The sequence below is a fragment of the Streptomyces sp. SCA2-17 genome, from assembly GCF_044336695.1.
In genome coordinates, this window is the sequence record NZ_CP117521.1 from 64,252 (window position 1) to 80,918 (window position 16,667).

General features: G+C 72.6%; 13 protein-coding genes. 9 read left to right on the plus strand and 4 right to left on the minus strand.

All coding sequences use genetic code 11. The features are described 5' to 3' along the window. Positions 1-2 precede the first annotated feature (2 nt). From PS271_RS00270 to PS271_RS00280, 3 genes are all read right to left on the minus strand, one after another. Entirely contained in the window at positions 3-3,740 is a 3,738-nt protein-coding gene (locus tag PS271_RS00270) for a hypothetical protein (RefSeq protein WP_398378957.1), read from the minus strand. 301 nt (positions 3,741-4,041) lie between these two features. Continuing rightward, positions 4,042-4,584 carry a DUF4232 domain-containing protein gene (locus PS271_RS00275; protein WP_398378958.1) on the minus strand — a complete coding sequence of 181 codons (543 nt, stop codon included), beginning with the start codon at positions 4,582-4,584 and terminating at the stop codon, positions 4,042-4,044. 168 nt (positions 4,585-4,752) lie between these two features. Next, a complete protein-coding gene (locus tag PS271_RS00280; protein WP_398378960.1) occupies positions 4,753-5,439 on the minus strand; it encodes a transglycosylase SLT domain-containing protein in 687 nt (228 codons plus the stop codon). Positions 5,440-5,775: 336 nt separating this feature from the next. Here PS271_RS00280 and PS271_RS00285 point away from each other — a divergent pair, with 336 nt between their 5' ends. The 9 genes from PS271_RS00285 to PS271_RS00325 all read left to right on the plus strand — a co-directional run bounded on the left by PS271_RS00285 (position 5,776) and on the right by PS271_RS00325 (position 14,614). Beyond that, positions 5,776-7,302: an SDR family oxidoreductase gene (locus PS271_RS00285; RefSeq protein WP_398378962.1), complete on the plus strand. Its 1,527-nt coding sequence runs from the start codon at positions 5,776-5,778 to the stop codon at positions 7,300-7,302. 130 nt (positions 7,303-7,432) lie between these two features. Continuing rightward, entirely contained in the window at positions 7,433-7,936 is a 504-nt protein-coding gene (locus tag PS271_RS00290; protein ID WP_398378963.1) for a hypothetical protein, read from the plus strand. 28 nt (positions 7,937-7,964) lie between these two features. After that, complete coding sequence (locus PS271_RS00295) at positions 7,965-8,750, plus strand: GntR family transcriptional regulator (RefSeq protein WP_398378965.1); 786 nt, start codon at positions 7,965-7,967, stop codon at positions 8,748-8,750. 133 nt (positions 8,751-8,883) lie between these two features. Then, on the plus strand, positions 8,884-10,005 hold the full coding sequence (locus tag PS271_RS00300) for a TIGR03364 family FAD-dependent oxidoreductase (RefSeq protein ID WP_398378967.1): 1,122 nt from the start codon (positions 8,884-8,886) through the stop codon (positions 10,003-10,005). 5 nt (positions 10,006-10,010) lie between these two features. Then, a complete protein-coding gene (locus tag PS271_RS00305) occupies positions 10,011-10,739 on the plus strand; it encodes a phosphonatase-like hydrolase (protein WP_398378969.1) in 729 nt (242 codons plus the stop codon). Continuing rightward, entirely contained in the window at positions 10,736-11,803 is a 1,068-nt protein-coding gene (locus PS271_RS00310; RefSeq protein ID WP_398378971.1) for an ABC transporter ATP-binding protein, read from the plus strand. Before PS271_RS00305 ends, PS271_RS00310 begins: the two co-directional genes overlap by 4 nt. After that, positions 11,796-12,686 (plus strand): 2-aminoethylphosphonate ABC transporter permease subunit, encoded by an 891-nt coding sequence (locus PS271_RS00315; RefSeq protein WP_398378973.1) that lies wholly within the window; start codon positions 11,796-11,798, stop codon positions 12,684-12,686. The genes PS271_RS00310 and PS271_RS00315 overlap by 8 nt, the downstream gene beginning before the upstream one ends. After that, positions 12,673-13,464, plus strand: coding sequence for an ABC transporter permease (locus PS271_RS00320; RefSeq protein WP_398378975.1), 792 nt, complete (start codon positions 12,673-12,675; stop codon positions 13,462-13,464). Before PS271_RS00315 ends, PS271_RS00320 begins: the two co-directional genes overlap by 14 nt. A 64-nt stretch (positions 13,465-13,528) precedes the next feature. Continuing rightward, positions 13,529-14,614, plus strand: coding sequence for a 2-aminoethylphosphonate ABC transporter substrate-binding protein (locus tag PS271_RS00325; protein WP_398378977.1), 1,086 nt, complete (start codon positions 13,529-13,531; stop codon positions 14,612-14,614). Positions 14,615-14,726: 112 nt separating this feature from the next. Here PS271_RS00325 and PS271_RS00330 read toward each other — a convergent pair whose 3' ends face one another. Further along, on the minus strand, positions 14,727-16,286 hold the full coding sequence (locus tag PS271_RS00330; RefSeq protein ID WP_398386608.1) for an ADP-ribosylating toxin: 1,560 nt from the start codon (positions 16,284-16,286) through the stop codon (positions 14,727-14,729). Between the last annotated feature and the right edge of the window lie 381 nt (positions 16,287-16,667).

Below are 16,667 nucleotides of genomic sequence, written 5' to 3' on the forward strand. Positions count from 1 at the left end.
GGTCAGCTCACTTCCGCGAAGGCGGTGCAGTACTCGGCGACGGGGTCGCGCCGGGCGCCGGTGACCGGGTCGGTGTAGGGCGCCATCATTTCGGCGAAGGTGACGGGCCGGCCGGCGCCGGCCGCCTCGGCGCTCGCCGCGCTCGCCGCGGTCAGCGGGGCCAGGGAGCTCCCGGAGCCCACGAACCGCTTCTCGCACTCGATCGTGACGGACTGCGACCAGAAGCCGATGTGGACGCTGACGGAGATCCGGGCGCGTCCGGAGACCGTGTTCGGCGGCTCGAAGGTGAGCTCCAGGCAGATCTCGATGGAGGCGGAGACGATGCCGAGGATGTCGACCTCGCCCCGGGCCCTGAAGTAGCCCGTCAGCCGGGATTCGCCCGTGCCGAGCTCCAGGCGGAAGTAGATGCCCGCCATCACCGACAGGCTGCCGCTCGCGACGCCGAAGTTCATCGACAGCGCGGCGCCGAACTCCAGGGCGCCCTCCAGCACGGCCACCCGCTCCGGGGTCAGCACGATGCCGAAGAAGCCCCCGCCGCCGAGGAGGGAGACGGTGAGCCGGAAGGGTGCCTGGCGGGTGCAGAAGAAGAAGCCGATCTCGACCGTGCGGCCGATGAACGGCAGGTCGAGGTAGGCGCCCAGGCGCAGGTTCTCCAGGCTGAACACGCCGATGGCGAGGTTGGGCAGCGGCAGGGCGTAGCGGGCGGTGATGCCCGAGGGGGTGACCTGGATGCCCGGCGGGTCGCTGAAGCCGTCGACCGGGATGAGCCGGCGCAGGGTCTGCACGAAGGAGAGGGGCCCGATGAAGTCGATGCTGTCGAGGACGACGTCGATGTCGGGCTTCTTGCCGGCGCGCATGCTGAAGCGGACGTGTTTGAAGGTGAGTTTGAGGACCCGGAACGGCGGCGGGATCAGCAGCAGGCTGAACTTCTCCAGGCTGCACGTGATGTCCGCGCCCACGGTCAGGTCGGAGCGCAGGGATCCGCGGACGTCGACGACGATCGAGAAGCGGCCGCCGGGCTCGGGCACGAACACGGGGTCGCTCGCCGGGTACTGCTGGATCTCGGGGTTCCACTCCAGGCGGGCGTTGACGGTTTCGGGCAGCTTGGCGCCCTGGGCCGCCCGCTGGACGGCCTCGCGGAGCGCGATCGCCTGGCCTGCGCCGGTGGTCCACGTCGCGATCTGCTGCCGTACGCGGGCCAGCAGGGCCCGGACCCCGGGGTCGGCGTCGGCGGGCAGGGCGTTCAGGAGGTCGGTCAGGGCGGCGCTGAAGGCGTTGAAGGCGTTGTCGACGTCCTGCATCGAAGTGGTGGGGGGCGCGGTGCGGCCGGGGAGCCGCTGCGCGATGAAGTCGCCGACGGTCCTGACGAACACCTCCGCGGTGTCGGCGACGCGGCGCGCGGCGGCCGGGTAGCGGTCGATCTCATGGGTGAGCAGGTCGCGGACGCGTTGCAGATCGGAGAGGAAGCCGGTGACGGCGGTGATGGTCTCGGTGAAGAAGTTCGGCACCTTCAGGGGCTTGTCCAGCCCGTCCACCAGCTTGATCACCTGGGCGAGCGGGATCAGGCCCAGCAGCCTGGGGCCGATCTTGTCGAGGAGGTCCAGCGGCCGGAAGTATTTGTCCGGCTGGAAGGTGCCGTTGGCGATGAGGTCCAGAGGGTCCGCGTGGTGCTCGTCCACGACGCCGGAGACGGGTCCGGTCAGGCGCGACAGCCCGGCCACGGCGATGCTGGGCGCCGAGAGCCCGCCCGAGCGGTCGCTCTGCTGCTGGAAGTCCATCGTGAGCGGATTGCCGGTGGGCGTGAGCAGGCTGAGGAAGACCTGGCCCTTGTTGGGCAGGCGGACGGGGTCGGCGGCCTGCGAGAAGCCGGAAAGGGCGTAGCGATTGGCGTAGGCGACGGGCACGGTGGCGTCCCCGCCGGCGAGTGCCTTGACGGCGGGCACGGTGGCGTGGGCCCAGCGCAGCTGCGGGAGGAACTGGGCGTTCTTCGAGCGGGCCGGATCGCCGGGTGCCGGGTCGGCGAGGGCGGGCGGGGCCGCCATGCCCCACACCATCTGTGCCACGTCGAGGCTGGTGTCGTCGGCCAGTTGTGTGGGCGCGAGCGCCACGGTCTGCCCGAGCAGGTCTGCGCCGGTGAGGGTGGGGACTTCGACGGCCGCGGCGGGGGTGGTGGGCTTGGGCGGGTTGCTGTCCAGGGCGTTGTACTCGTCGACAGCGCGGGCGAGTTCGCCGCCGGACGCCTTGGCCTCGTCGAGAAATTGCAGGGGCGTACGGAATTCCACGATGCGCCCGCTGTGGTCCACCGCGGTGACCGCGAACCGGAACGGATCCTCGGTCCGTGTCGCGGGAAAGAACTTCTTCCGGTCGGCGGGCGGGACGATGTCCGGCGTCACCACCGTGTCGATGCGGACGCTGCGGAACGGGAACAGCATGTTCGTCAGCGGGCTGCCCGGATCGGCACTGCCCGGGAGGGGAACCGAAGGGTCGTACGTACGCAAGGGCTCGCGGACCACGACGAATTCCCGCTGGTTGAGATAGGCGGCGCGGGGATCGCTGAATTTCCGCTCGGTGACCGTGACGAGGACCGCCTTGTGCCCGAAGGGGCACAGGAATCCCTCGCGCATGACCCGGACGTAGTGGTCCCGGCCCATCGACGTGCGGTTGCGCCACTCCGAGAGCGAGATGCCGGCGGGGCGCTCGGGCCAGGTCCCGAGGCTGTCCAGCCAGCCGCCGACGGCCGAGAGCATCAGCACGCTCACGTCGACGGGCTTCGGGACGTAGGGCTGCCCGCCGGGCTTGCGGAGACCGGCGTTCGAGGTGAGGTCGACGATGTCGTGCCGGTCCTCGGGCAGGAGCGCCTGCCGGAAGGGCGGGGGTTCGACGGGGCCGGGCCCCCGGCCGCCCTCCCTGTCCCACAGGGCGCGCACTCCGGTGCCGTCCAGCCTGGTGTGCCACAGTTCGACGCGCTCGCCCGGCCCGGGCTCGGGAACCGCCCCGCGGTGGATCCAGCGGCCCTTCTGGGAGGGCGAGAGGTAGAGCCGGTAGGGCAGTTCAATGCCCGTGGCGGGGTGGTCGGGGTCGGCGAGCGGGTCCTGGGGGCCGGCCGCCGCCACCTCTGAACCGGCATCGTCTTCGGCATCTGCATCGGCATCGTCTTCGGCACCGGCACCGGCACCGGCACCGGACGGCTCGATCACCGCTCCTGCCGCGGCGGCCGCTTCGAGGGTGGGCCGGAGGCCGTAGCGCGCCGTGAGTTCGGCGGTGGTGCGCAGCAGGCGTACGAGCGCGAGGGTCCTGGCCGTGGACTCCCGGCCGTTGCCGTCCGCACCGGGCGTCCCCTCCGCGCCGGCGGGCCGGACGGTCACGGTGAGGGGCTGCCGTTCGGGCTCCCGGGCCGCGTCGACGACGCGCAGGGGCAGTCGGCCCATGGCGGCGAGCAGCCCGTCCTCGGTGTAGTCGATCGCCTCCTGCGGGCCGACCTCGAAGACCAGCACGCTGCGGCCGCTGATCCGGGAGTCCACCGGCAGGTCCCGGGATTCGCCCGGCACTTGGTCGTTGAATGCGTGTTCCACCACGTGCTGCGGCCCGAAGGTGACGACCAGCAGGCCGTCCCGTTGCGGATCCGCGCGGACCAGGCGCCGCCTGCCCGCCGTGTCGTCGAGCCGCAGCCCGGGAAAGCCGAAGGAGAGGTCCATCAGATCGGTGCTGCGCAGAATGCGGATCGATGCGGGTGTGCTCATCTCGCCCCCTGTTGCCGTACGCCGGGCCGGGTGCTCGCGAAAGCGAGCATCGCGGATCCGGGACGCCGCCGATACCCGTGGGGTATCACCAGTCACTTACCCCGGACGGCGCACCGCGCGTTAGGCCGAACGAGTGCCCTTTCGGCCTGACGCCGGGCCGGCGGGCCGCGAGGCGGCGGCTTTGCGGGCCGGCGGATCTCTACGAGACGGCAGACCTACGGCTGAGCAGGCCTACCGCTGGGCAGATCTACGGGCCGGCAGATCTACGGCAACAGGGAGCGCCCGGGGTCAGGCTCCGCTGTCAGGAAACGTCAATGCTGCGCGCGAAGGCGGTGACGGACAGATCCCCGTTGGTCACGATCCTGTCGAACGGGACCGTGAGGAAGCCGCGGGAGGCGGGCGGCGTGACCCGCAGGTAGCCGGCCTGCACCATGCGCGGGGCATCGGCGTGCGCCCACGCCAGCGCGGCCTCCGCGGAAGCGCCGGGGCGGAGGAGGAGCGTGCTCTTGCCGGGGTCGGGGATGAAGTAGGTGCTCCCCCACGTGGTGTTCGTCGTGACGGCCTTGTGCTGGGCGTCCTCCAGTTGCAGGCCGGGGTAGCCGCGCAGGGCGCACGTGCGGGCGGACGTGTTCGTCAGCACCAGCACGGTCCCCTCGTGGGACATGCCGTTCTGGTGACCGCCCTTGTCCGTCAGCGAGGCCTTGAGGCCGGAGACGTCGCAGGTCGGCGTCTTTCCGGCGGCCGGCGGGGCGGCCGAGGCGGTGCCCGCGGTGCCGAGGGCGGCCACCGCCGCTATCGCCGCGGCCGAGGCGGCTGCCTTCAGGGGCAGGCTGTTCCTTAACATCTCGTGCCTCCGGTATTCATCGGTCGTCTATCCACCGCTTGCCACTTCCGGAGCCGTCCATGCCTCCTCGCACATGCGTGAGGGCGGTGGCGCCCTTTCTCAAGGGTGCCACCGCCCTCACGGGGGTGATCAGCTGTCTGCCGTCAGCCGTCTGCTGCCGGCTCCGGATCAGTACGCGGAGTTGACGTTGTCCATCGAGCCGTACTTGTCGGCCGCGTAGTTACAGGCGGCGGTGATGTTGGCGACCGGGTCGTAGATGTCCCAGGACGTGCCCTCGACGTGGTACGCCTTGAACGTCGGGTCGATCACCTGGAGCAGACCCTTCGACGGGACACCGTTCACGGCGTTGACGTCCCAGTCATTGATCGCCCGCGGGTTACCGGCCGACTCACGCATCAGATTCTTCTTGATGCCGTCATAGGAGGCCGGAATGCCCTTGGCCCGCAGAATGTCCAGGGCCTCATTGATCCAGCCGTCGACGTTATTGGCGTACGTCTTCTTCGCCGGAGCGGCGGGCTTGGCCTCAAGGGCCTTGCGCTCGGTGGAACGGTTGGCGGCCTGCTTCTCAGCACGCTCCTTGTCAGCGCTCACCTTGCCGGCGTCGGCCTTGGCGGCCGTGACCGCGGCGGTGGTGTGCTGCTCCAGCGCGTCCTGCTGCGTCTCACCGAAAGCATCGGCGCTCCAGGCCACCGGCTTCACCGCGGCAGCGGAAGCCGGAGCGTGAGCGGTGCCGGCGGCGAAAGCGTGCGGGGCGACGGCGACCGCGACGACGGCGGCACCGGTCGCGGCAAGGCCGGCGACGGAGAACTTGTGAATCTTCGGGAGACGCGTATAGCCGGAGATGGTGGAGCGCATGTCTGAGCTGAACCTTCCAATCGCGGATGTCGCCCGGCCCTGAAGCGGCGCAAAAACGAAGCGCCGTTTCTCGGTCGACGGCGCCCAGCGACCCCGCAATTGTTAGCGGCAGCCAAAACCCCTGACAAGCACTGTGACCTACTACCCCCACTCATAGACACAGCAAAAACCCCGCCCCATCCCCCTCATTCCGCCCCCGTATCCACTAACACGTTTCGTAAGTGACCCGGGCCTCATGGGCGGCCTCACACAGAGCGGGCCCGGTTGTCACGCAGAGCGAGCGTTCTCCTGCGTGGCGTCAACCATCGCGGCGGCGGGTGCGGAAGCGTGGAGCCCATGGACACCAGCGCGCACGTCCCCGGCACCGGAGCGGCCCCGTCCCGCGTGCTCGTCATCGGTGCGACGGGCTACATCGGCGGGCGGCTCGTGCCCGTGCTGCTCGGGGCCGGCTACCGGGTGCGGTGCCTGGTCCGCGAACCGCGCCGCCTGCGGGACCAGCCGTGGGCCGACCGGATCGAGACCGTCAAGGCGGACGTCACCAGCCCCGCCACCCTTCCCCCGGCGTTCGAGGGCGTGGACGTCGTCTACTACCTCGTGCACGCCCTCGGCACCGGCGCGGGCTTCGAGGAGACGGACCGGCGGGCCGCGCTCGCGGTGGCCCGGACGGCGAAGGCGGCCGGCGTACGGCGGATCGTCTACCTCGGCGGGCTCGCTCCCCGCCAGGTTCCCGAGCGGGAACTGTCGCCGCACCTGCGCTCGCGCGCCGAGGTCGGCCGCATCCTGCTCAACAGCGGCGTGCCCACGGCGCACCTGCGCGCCGCGGTCGTCATCGGCTCGGGTTCGGCGTCCTTCGAGATGCTGCGCCACCTCACCGAGCGACTGCCCGTGATGATCACCCCACGCTGGGTGCGCACACGCGTCCAGCCGATCGCCGTCCGCGACGTGCTGCGCTGCCTGCTGGCCGCGGCCGGGCTGCCGGACGAGCTCAACCGGGGCTTCGACATCGGCGGCCCCGAGGTCCTGTCGTACCGGCAGATGATGGAGCGCTACGCGGCCGTCGCCCGTCTTCCGCGGCGCCTGGTCCTGCCGGTGCCGGTGCTCTCGCCGGCGCTGTCCGGCCTCTGGGTCGGTCTGGTGACGCCGGTGCCCGGCAGCGTCGCCCGGCCGCTGGTGGAGTCGCTGCGCCACGAGGTGGTGTGCCGCGAGCACGACTTCGCGCGCTACGCCCCGGATCCGCCCGGAGGGCTGCTGGGCTTCGACGAGGCCGTCCGCCTGGCCCTCAAGCGCGTACGGGACGCGGACGTGGCCACCCGCTGGTCCTCCGCGTCGCTGCCCGGCGCCCCGAGCGACCCTTTGCCGTCGGTTCCCGAGTGGTCCGGGGGCAGCCTCTACGAGGACCGCCGCGAGGTGGCCGTGGAGGCGCCGGCCGGGGAGCTGTGGCGGGTGGTCGAGGGCATCGGGGGCGACAACGGCTGGTACTCGTTCCCGCTGGCGTGGTCGGTGCGCGGGCTCCTGGACCGGCTGCTCGGCGGTGTCGGGCTGCGGCGCGGCCGGCGGGACCCGCACTCGCTGCGCATCGGCGACTCCCTCGACTTCTGGCGCGTGGAGGAGATCGAGCGCGGCCGCCTGCTGCGGCTGCGCGCGGAGATGCGCCTGCCCGGGCGTGCCTGGCTGGAGCTGACGGTCACCCCCGACGGGCCCTCGCGCGCCGTCTACCGGCAGCGGGCCTTGTTCCGGCCGCACGGCCTGGCCGGGCACGCCTACTGGTGGAGCGTGGCGCCCTTCCACGCCGTCGTGTTCGGCGGCATGGCGCGCAACATCGCGGGGCGGGCCGCCGAGGGCACCTCCGTCCCCGGCTCGTGAGCGGCCCGGCGCCCTGCGGGGCCGGGGGGCGCGCGCCGTCCGCCGCACCACCGTTCGCCCGAGCCGTACCGCACCATTCGGGCACCGTCCCGTGTCTGATAGGGACAAAACGGGAAGAGGAGACCGATCCGTGCCCACGCGCATGCCCCTGCCCACGTACCGTTCGCGCCTCACCGGCGCCGCCGCCGGCTGCGCGCTGGCCCTCGCGCTGACCGCCGCGGGCGTCGCCGGCCCGGCTCCGGCGGCCGAAGCCACGGCCGCGGCCGCAGTCACGGACACAGCCGCGGCCCCCAAGCCCCCCAAGGCACCGAAGCTGTACACGGCGGCGCAGGTGCGCGGCTTCCTCGTGAAGTTCTACGGCCAGCACGGCCCGACCGCGTACGACCGTATCCACAAGGTCGATCCGGAGCTCCGGAAGAAGGCCGCCGCGGCCAAGGGCCACGACGCGCTGCTCTGCGCCCAGAACGCCCCGCGGCGCATCATCGTCGGCAAGGTCACGACCGAGCCGTCGGCCGTGGGCTGGGCCCCGGTCACCACGCGCTGGAAGGCCGGACCGGACAAGCACTTCACGGCGTACGTGGGCCTGAAGGGCGACCTGCCGATGAAGCTGTACGACGTGACGTGCGGCGAGTGAACTCGCGGCGGGATGCGAGGATCTCGCCGTGGACCCTACGCACCTGCACACGCACGGCCTGCCCGGCCGGTCTCCCGGCGCCCCGGTGCGGGCCGGCATCCCCGAGCACGGGCGGATTCCCAAGTACTACGCGGTGAAGGCGCAGGTCGCCGGGCTCCTCGACGAACTCGGCGAGGGCGGGCTGCTGCCCACCGAGCGGGAGCTCGCCGCGCGCTTCGAGGTGGCGCGCGAGACCGTACGCCAGGCCCTGCGCGAACTGCTGCTGGAGGGGCGGCTGCGGCGCCAGGGGCGCGGCACGGTCGTGGCGGGCCCGAAGCTGGAGCAGCCGCTCGCGCTCGCCAGCTACACCGAGGGCGTGCGCCGCCAGGGCCGGCGGCCGGGGCGCAGCCTGGTCGGCCTGGACCGGCTCGCCTGCCCGGCCGCCCTGGCCCCCGACCTCGGTGTGGAACCCCTGGCCCCCGTCTGGCACCTGGAGCGGGTGCTGCTCGCGGACGACGAGCGGGTGGGGCTGGAGAGCACGTACGTGGCGGTGGAGCGGGCGCCGCGCCTGGATACGGACTTCGAGCCGGACTCCTCCTTCTACGGCTATCTGCGCGAGCGCCTCGGCATCGTTTTCGGTGACGCGGACGAGCGGCTGGAGACGGTACTGGCCACGCCGCGCGAGGCCCTGCTGGTCGGCACGCCGCCCGCGCTGCCGATGCTGCTGATCCACCGCGTCTCCCGCGACACCGGCGGCAGGCCGCTGGAGCGGGTGCGGTCGCTCTACCGGGGCGATCGCTTCTCGTTCACCGCACACCTGCGCGGCGAGGGCTGAAGACACACGACCCCGCCCTCACCTTCAAATATCACGGATAGATAACGGGTCTAGTCCAAGTTTGGCGGCGGGTTTCCCTCCGGTTCGCTGTTCGGCCCCTTCTCCGTCACCTGCCCCGACGACCGTTCACATCATGCGAGTCATCGTCATCGGAGCCGGCGTGCTGGGAAGCATGCACGCCTGGCAGGCAGTCCAACGCGGCCACGAGGTCGTGCACATCGAGCGCGAGGCGGAGGCCCGCGGGGCCTCCGTCCGCAACTTCGGCCTGATCTGGGTCAGCGGCCGTGCGGCGGGAGAGGAGCTGGCCACCGCGCTGCGGGCCCGCGAGCTGTGGGAGGAGATCGGCGCCGCCGTCCCCGGCCTCGGCTTCCGGGCCAACGGTTCGCTGACGGCCGTCACCACCGAGGCCGAGCTGGCCGTCGCCCGCGCCGCCCTGGACCGGCCCGACGCCGCCGAACGCGGCTTCCGCCTCCTCACGCCCGGCGAGGTCCGGGAAGCCAACCCGGCCCTGCGCGGCGCGCTCCTCGGTGCCCTGGCCTGCGACCGCGACGCCGCCGTCGAACCGCGCACGGCCCAGCGGGCCCTGAAGGAGGCCCTCCTCCGCTCGGGCCGCTACACCTTCCTCGGCGGGCGCGAGGTCCGCGACGTCATCGGCGGGAACACCGTCCGCGACGACCACGGCGAGCCGCACAGCGGCGACGCGGTCGTGCTGTGCACCGGCGCCTGGCTGGGCGGGCTCGCCCGCGAGCTCGCCCCGGAGCTGCCCGTGCGCCGCGTACGGCTGCAGATGATGCAGACCGCGCCGCTGGGCGAGCGGCTCACCACCTCCGTCGCCGACGCCGACAGCTTCCGCTACTACCCCGCCTACGGCGGCACGGCCCTCGACGCGATGGCCGCCGCCCAGGCCCGGCCGCCGGCCGCGGCCGAGCACAAGATGCAGCTGCTCATGGTCCAGCGCGCCGACGGCGGGCTGACGATCGGCGACACCCACGAGTACGCCGAGCCGTTCTCCTTCGACGTCGACGAAGCCCCGTACGGGCACCTCGCCTCCGTCGCCGAGGCGCTCCTCGGCCGCCCCCTGCCGCAGATCCGCCGGCGCTGGGCCGGGGTGTACGCGCAGTGCACGGACACCACGCGCGTCGTGCACCGCGAGCGCGTGCGCGACGGCGTCTGGCTGGTAACCGGCCCCGGCGGGCGCGGCATGACGTGCTCGCCCGCGATCGCCGAGACCACCGCGAACGAACTGGGCTGGTGAACCGCATGACTTCCCGAGAGACCCTCCGCATGACGCCCCGTACGTCCTCCCTCGTCGTCCTCGACATGGCCGGCACCACCGTCGCCGACGACGGCCTCGTCGAACAGGCCTTCACCGCCGCCGCCCGGGAGCTCGGCGTCGAGCCGGGCACCGCGCGCCACGCCGAACAGCTCGCCTACGTACGGGCCACGATGGGAGAGTCCAAGATCTCCGTCTTCCGGCACCTCTTCGCCGGCGACGAGGAGTCGGCGCAGCGCGCCAACGCCGCCTTCGAGCGGGCCTACGGGCGCCAGGTGGCCGACGGCCGCTGCGAGCCGCTGCCGGGCGCCCGCGAAGCCGTCGAGCAACTCCGCGGCGAGGGCCGCACCGTGGTCCTCACCACCGGCTTCGCCCGCGTTACCCAGGACGCGATCCTCACCGCCCTCGGCTGGACCGGCCTGGCCGACCTCACGCTGTGCCCCGCCGACGCGGGCGGGCGCGGCCGCCCGTACCCCGACATGGTGCTCACCGCGCTGCTGCGCACCCGCGCCGCGGACGACGTGCGGCAGGTCGCGGTCGCCGGCGACACCTCCTACGACATGCGCTCCGGTACCCGGGCGGGGGCCGGCGTGGTAGCCGGTGTCCTGACCGGCGCCCACGACGAGGCAGCGCTGCTCGCGGCGGGGGCGACCCACGTCCTGGGCTCCGTGGCGGAGCTGCCCGGCCTCCTGGCCCGTACGGAGGCCGCCGGGTGAGTACGGGCATCCGGTTCGACGGCGTCAGCGTCGCCTACGGCGGCAGCACCGTACTCGAATCGTTCGGCCTCACCGTCGAGCCGGGCGAGTTCATGGCGCTCCTCGGCCCCTCCGGCTCGGGCAAGACGACCGCCCTGCGCGCCGTCGCGGGCTTCGTCCGGCCGACGGCCGGGCGGGTGTTCATCGGCGACCGCGATGTCACCGACCTGCCGCCGCGCCGGCGCGGCGTCGGCATGGTGGTGCAGCAGTACGCGCTCTTCCCCCACATGAAGGTCGAGGCGAACGTCGCCTTCGGCCTCAAGGCGCGCAAGGCGCCGCGCGGCGAGATCGCCGCGCGCGTCGCGGAGGCGCTGGAGATGACGGGCATGTCCGCGTACGCGGGGCGGTATCCGCGCGAGCTCTCCGGCGGCCAGCAGCAGCGCGTGGCCATCGCGCGGGCGCTGGCCATCCGGCCGGGCGTGCTCCTCCTGGACGAGCCGCTGTCCGCCCTGGACGCGCAGCTGCGCTCCGGGATGCTCGCCGAGCTGGCCCGCCTGCACCGCGAACTGCCGGACGTCAGCATGCTGTACGTCACCCACGACCAGATCGAGGCGCTCACGCTCGCCGACCGGATCACGGTCATGGAGGGCGGGCGGCTGCGGGACTGCGGCACCCCGCAGGACCTCTACCGGCGGCCGGGCAGCGCGTTCACGGCCTCCTTCGTGGGCAGCGCCAACCTCCTGCCGGTGACGGTCGCCGACGGCGGCGGCGTACGCCTCGGCGGGACGCGGCTGGACGTGGCGGCCGGCGGCGCCGCGGCGGGTGCGCCGGCCACGCTGTGCGTCCGCCCGCACCTGGTCGGGCTGGGAGAGGGACCGAACGCCCTGCGCGGGACGGTCGCGGAGGTCCAGTGGCGCGGTGCGACGCACCGCCTGTGCGTCGACGTCGCCGGCCACCGGGTCACGGCCGACCTGCGCGAACTACGCGAGACGCCGCCGCTCGGCAGCGAGGTCACCCTGCACTTCGCCGCACACGACGCGGTGCTGCTGCCGGCGGGCGCGGGCGGGGGTGCGGGCCGTGGCTAGCACCGAAGCGGTCTCCGGCCGCCCGCCCGCGGCCCTGCTCCGGGTGAGGGTGCCGGCGTGGACGCTGGTCCTGCCTCCCGTCGCCGCCCTGGGCCTCGTCTTCCTGCACCCCCTCGCGCTCGTCCTGTGGCAGTCGGTGTCGCCGGAGGGCGGCGGGCACGGCTTCTCCGCCTACGCCGACGTGTTCGCCCAGGCGGCGTTCCGCGACGCCCTGCTCAACACCGTGCTGATCGCCGCCGGCTCCACGGCGGGGTCGCTCGTCCTCGGCTTCGGCCTCGCCCTGGTCATCGCGTTCGTGCCGTTCCCCGGCGGCAAGGCCGTCGGCCGGTTCATCGACGTCTTCCTGTCCTTCCCCTCCTTCCTCATCACCCTCGCACTGCTCTTCGTCTACGGCAGCGCCGGCATGGCCAACGGCATGTGGACGGGGGTGACCGGCGCCGCCACCGGCCCCCTCGACTTCCTGCACACGCCCTGGGGCGTGCTGCTCGCGGAGATCACGTACTTCACGCCGTTCGTCATGCGGCCGCTGCTCGGCGCCTTCTCGCAGCTGGAGACGGCCCAGCTCGACGTCGCGGCCTCGCTCGGGGCCACGGCGCCGCGGATCGTCCGGCAGGTGATCCTGCCGGAGGCCCTGCCCGCGCTGGCGGCGGGCGGCTCCCTCGTCCTGGTGATGTGCCTCAACGAATTCGGCATCGTCCTCTTCACCGGGGCGAAGGGCGTGACGACCCTGCCCGTGCTCGTCTACGGCAAGGCGATCCTCGACGGCGACTACACCGGCGCCTGCGTCGTGGCCGTCGTCAACATCGCCCTCTCGCTGGCGCTGTACGGGCTCTACCGGATGCTCACCACCCGCATGGACGGAGTCCGCCGTGCTCGTGCATAGCCCTCGTGCCCGCCTGGCGGTCCAGGCCGCCTTCTTCGCCCTCTTCCTGCCCGTCTTCGCGCTGCCGTTCCTCGTCATCGTGACCGCGTCCCTGGCCACCGGGTGGAGCGGGGCGTTCCCTTCGGGCGCGACCCTCGGCCACTACCGGGCCGTCACCCACGGGGACGCCCTCGAAGCGCTCACCACGAGCGTGCTGACCGCCCTCGCGGCCTCCGCCGCCGCCCTCGTCACCGGCACGTGGGCGGCCCTCGCGGCCAGGGGCACGCGCGCCCGCCGGGTCATCGACGTACTGTTCGTGCTGCCCGTGGCCGTGCCCTCCGTGGTCGTGGGGCTCTCGCTTCTGGTCGCCTTCTCCAAGCCGCCGTTCCTCCTCAACGGCACCCCGGCGATCGTCGTCCTGGCCCACACGATCCTGGTGACCGCCTTCGCCTACCAGTCGGTGGCCGCGGCGCTGGACCGCCTCGACCCCGCCTGCGAGCAGGCCGCCGCGAGCCTGGGCGCAAGCCCCCTGCGCGTGCTCGTACAGGTGAAGCTGCCGCTGCTGCTGCCGTCCCTGTCCGCCGCCGCGGGGCTCTGCTTCGCCCTGTCCATGGGCGAGCTCAGCGCCACGATGATGCTCTACCCGCCGGACTGGCTGCCCCTGCCCGTCAAGGTCTTCGCCTCCACCGACCGCGGCGCGCTCTTCCCCGGTGCCGCGCTCGCCGTCGTGCTCATGGTCACCACGCTCCTCGCCCTGTTCGCGGTCTCCCGGATCCGCACCAAGGCCGCCTACCGCTGAGCCCCTCCCTGACCGGCCCCCTCCCCCGTACGTCCCCCGCACGCTCTCGAAGGAGCGCGATCCCATGCCCTGTACCCCCCGTTCCCGCCGTGCTTGCCGCTCCCCGCGCGTCCTGCTCCCGTCCGCCGCCGCTCTCCTCCTCGCCCTCCCGCTCACCGCGTGCGGCGGAACGGACGGCGCCGGAAAGCAGGAACTCACCCTCTACAGCGCCGACGGCCTCAAGGCCGAGGACGGCTCCGGCTTCTACGACAAGGTCTTCAAGGACTTCGAGAAGGAGACCGGCATCAAGGTCCGGTACGTCGAAGGCGGCTCCGGCGAGATGGTGCAGCGCCTGGCCCGGGAGAAGTCCAACACCAAGGCGGACGTCGTCGTGACGCTGCCGCCCTTCATCCAGCAGGCCGACGGCAAGGGCCTGCTCGCCTCCCACCGCCCGCAGGGCTCGGACAAGGTCGCGGACGGCGACAAAGCCCCCTCCGGCAACTGGACCACGATCGCCGGCAACTACCTCTGCTTCATCTACAACACCAGGGAGCTCAAGGAGGCCCCGCCCAAGACCTGGAAGGACCTCCTCGCCCCGCGCTTCAAGGGCAAGCTCCAGTACTCGACGCCCGGTGTGGCGGGCGACGGCACGGCCGTCCTCGTCAAGGCCGTGCACGACTTCGGCGGCAAGGAGCCCGCCATGGCCTACCTCAAGGAGCTCCAGAAGAACAACGCCGGCCCGTCGCGCTCCACCGGCCAGCTCGCCCCGAAGGTCAACAAGGGCGAACTCCTCGTCGCCAACGGGGACGTCCAGATGAACTTCGCCAACACCGGGACGATGCCGAACCAGGGCATCTTCTTCCCGGCGGGGGACGACGGGAAGCCCACCACGTTCGCCCTCCCCTACGCCGCCGGCCTGGTGAAGAACGCCCCGCACGCCGAGAACGCCAGGAAGTTCCTGGACTACCTCCTCAGCGAGGACGTGCAGCGCGACGTCTCGGCCGTCGGCGGCGGCTTCTCGGCCCGTACGGACATCAAGGCGACCGACCCGAACGCCATCGCCCTCGCCCGAATCATGCGGGGCGTGGAGGTCTTCCGCCCCGACTGGGCCGAGGTCGGCAAGAACCTGCCCTCGTACGTGGACGCCTGGAAGTCCGCCACCGGCAGCTGACGGTGGCGGACGGATCCGGGTGTGGACGGTGACGGACGGGCCCGGGTGCGCACGGCGACGGACGGGCCCGGCGGCGGACCGCGGACGGCGGGGGCACCCCTTCGCGCGAGCGTCAGCGGTCCCAGTCCTCGTTCCAGATCAGGGTGTTGCACTGCGCGACCTCGGCCTTCGCCTGGACCACGGCCCGCTGCTTCGACTCCAGGACCCGGCCCTGGTCGGTCTTCAGGCGGTAGAAGACGTCGAAGGTGCGGCTGGAGCCGAGCCCGTGGGGGACGAGCCAGCCGGGGGACTTCCCGTCGGCCACCGGGTACGTGTACTCGCTGCCGCCCCGCTCGCGCACCACGACCTGCGTCTTCGAGGGGACCTTCTCGCCCGCGGGCACCTCCCCGGCCGTCTTCCAGAGGACGTCCATGTACGTCCACCACACGCTGCACGGCAGGGACGCCCTCGGCACGGGCAGGATCGGCAGGGCTCCGGCGTCCAGGCGCGGCGCCGGCGGCGGGTCGGCCGTCGCGGTGCGGAAGACGTCCACGAGCACTTCGACGAGCTGCTCGGTGAGGAGGACGGCGTCGACGACCTCGCCGACGACGGGGACGACCTGGGCGGCAGCGAGCGCGGCGAGGGCCACGGCGTTGACGGCGATCGCCTCCGGGTCGCCGTGCTGGATCCCGTCGGCGATGCCGAGCGCCTGGCCGAGGCCGGGGACGACCGCGCCGGTGACGGCGACCTTGTCGAGCGTGGTGGCGTCCTTGTCAGAGAACGTCTTCGCCATGCCGTAGACCCAGGTCCCGACGCCGGCGGCGGAAGCGGCCACATGCGCGCCGCTCACCTCGCGGACCTTGGCGTGGCTCAGCTCCGCGGTGGAGTGCGCCTCGCCCCACGTCGGCCCCTTGGGGCTGCGCTTGGGGAGCCGCTCCACGTGCTCGGCGTCCTGCGCGACCTTCTTCGCCGTGGCCTTGGCCTTCTCCTCGACCTTGTCCCAGTCCACGGGCAGGCAGCGGTCGGCCGACCGCTTGACACGGCCGGTGGGGGCGAGGCAGTTGGCCGGGGCGGCCGCGTAGATCGCGGCGTCCATGGCCGAGTTCTTCCCGCGGAACTCGACGGCCTTCTCCGCCTTGGCGCGCTCCGCCATCTTCCAGGGGACGATGAACTCGCTCTGCCCGGTGCCGTCATCGGCGATCTTCAGGACGGTGTTCTTCTCCCCGAGGGCGTCCATCAGCGGCTTGTCCGCGGGAACGCCGAACTCGTCCTTGACGAATCTCAGCTGGCGGTCGAGGAAGGCCTCACCGGTCTCGTCGGCTCTGTGGGCGAGGTGGACCGTGGCCACGTTCACCTCGTCGGGAAGCGTCACGCGGACCACTCCGCCGGCGGCCGTGCCCGCTTCGTTGGTGCTGTAGCCGGCGGCGTGGCCGGTGGTCTCGGCCAGGTAGAGGCCCTTCCAGTTGGGGTCGTCGTTCCCGGCGCTGCCGACCGGGCGCAGCCCTTCGAGGATCGAGTCGAGGTGGCCGGGCTTGTAGCCGTGGAACGCCTCCAGGCCGGTCTGCGTCGCCTGGGTGATCCGGTCGCCGCCGGGGCCCGGAGTGGGGGCGGCGTGGGCCAGTTCGGCGGAGGCGGCGGCCATCATGCCGGCGAAGGCCGTGGTGGCGAAGACGCGCTGGGTCGATATGCGCATACGCATGCTGCTCCTCATGTGTGACGGGGAACCCGGCTTGCGGGGGGGGACAGGAGGGGTGATGCGGAAGTTGAGGATGATCCTGCCGTAGGGGACGAGACCGGGAACATTGGTCTCAAGTAGGGCAGTCCGCACCGCGACCCCCGCCCGGAGCACGGCTCACCCCCGCCAACCGGAGGGGTTCAGTCCGCACCCGCGGCCGTACTCTCCGTCTTCCCGCGTACGGACCGATCCCGGCGGGCGGTCCTGCGCGCGCTCCTCACCGTCACGCCCGGGCTCCTCCACGATCACAACCGGCCGGCCTCGGGCGGCGCGCAGATGCATCTGCGGATGGTGCTCGCCGCCGGCGAAGTCGCCGACGCCCCGCAGGCCGGCACCACC

Coding starts and splice junctions, on each gene's coding strand:
- PS271_RS00270 (WP_398378957.1), bottom strand. CDS start 3,740: ATGAGCACACCCGCATCGATCCGCATTCTGCGCAGCACCGATCTGATG.
- PS271_RS00275 (WP_398378958.1), bottom strand. CDS start 4,584: ATGTTAAGGAACAGCCTGCCCCTGAAGGCAGCCGCCTCGGCCGCGGCG.
- PS271_RS00280 (WP_398378960.1), bottom strand. CDS start 5,439: ATGCGCTCCACCATCTCCGGCTATACGCGTCTCCCGAAGATTCACAAG.
- PS271_RS00285 (WP_398378962.1), top strand. CDS start 5,776: ATGGACACCAGCGCGCACGTCCCCGGCACCGGAGCGGCCCCGTCCCGC.
- PS271_RS00300 (WP_398378967.1), top strand. CDS start 8,884: ATGCGAGTCATCGTCATCGGAGCCGGCGTGCTGGGAAGCATGCACGCC.
- PS271_RS00305 (WP_398378969.1), top strand. CDS start 10,011: ATGACTTCCCGAGAGACCCTCCGCATGACGCCCCGTACGTCCTCCCTC.
- PS271_RS00325 (WP_398378977.1), top strand. CDS start 13,529: ATGCCCTGTACCCCCCGTTCCCGCCGTGCTTGCCGCTCCCCGCGCGTC.
- PS271_RS00330 (WP_398386608.1), bottom strand. CDS start 16,286: ATGCGCATATCGACCCAGCGCGTCTTCGCCACCACGGCCTTCGCCGGC.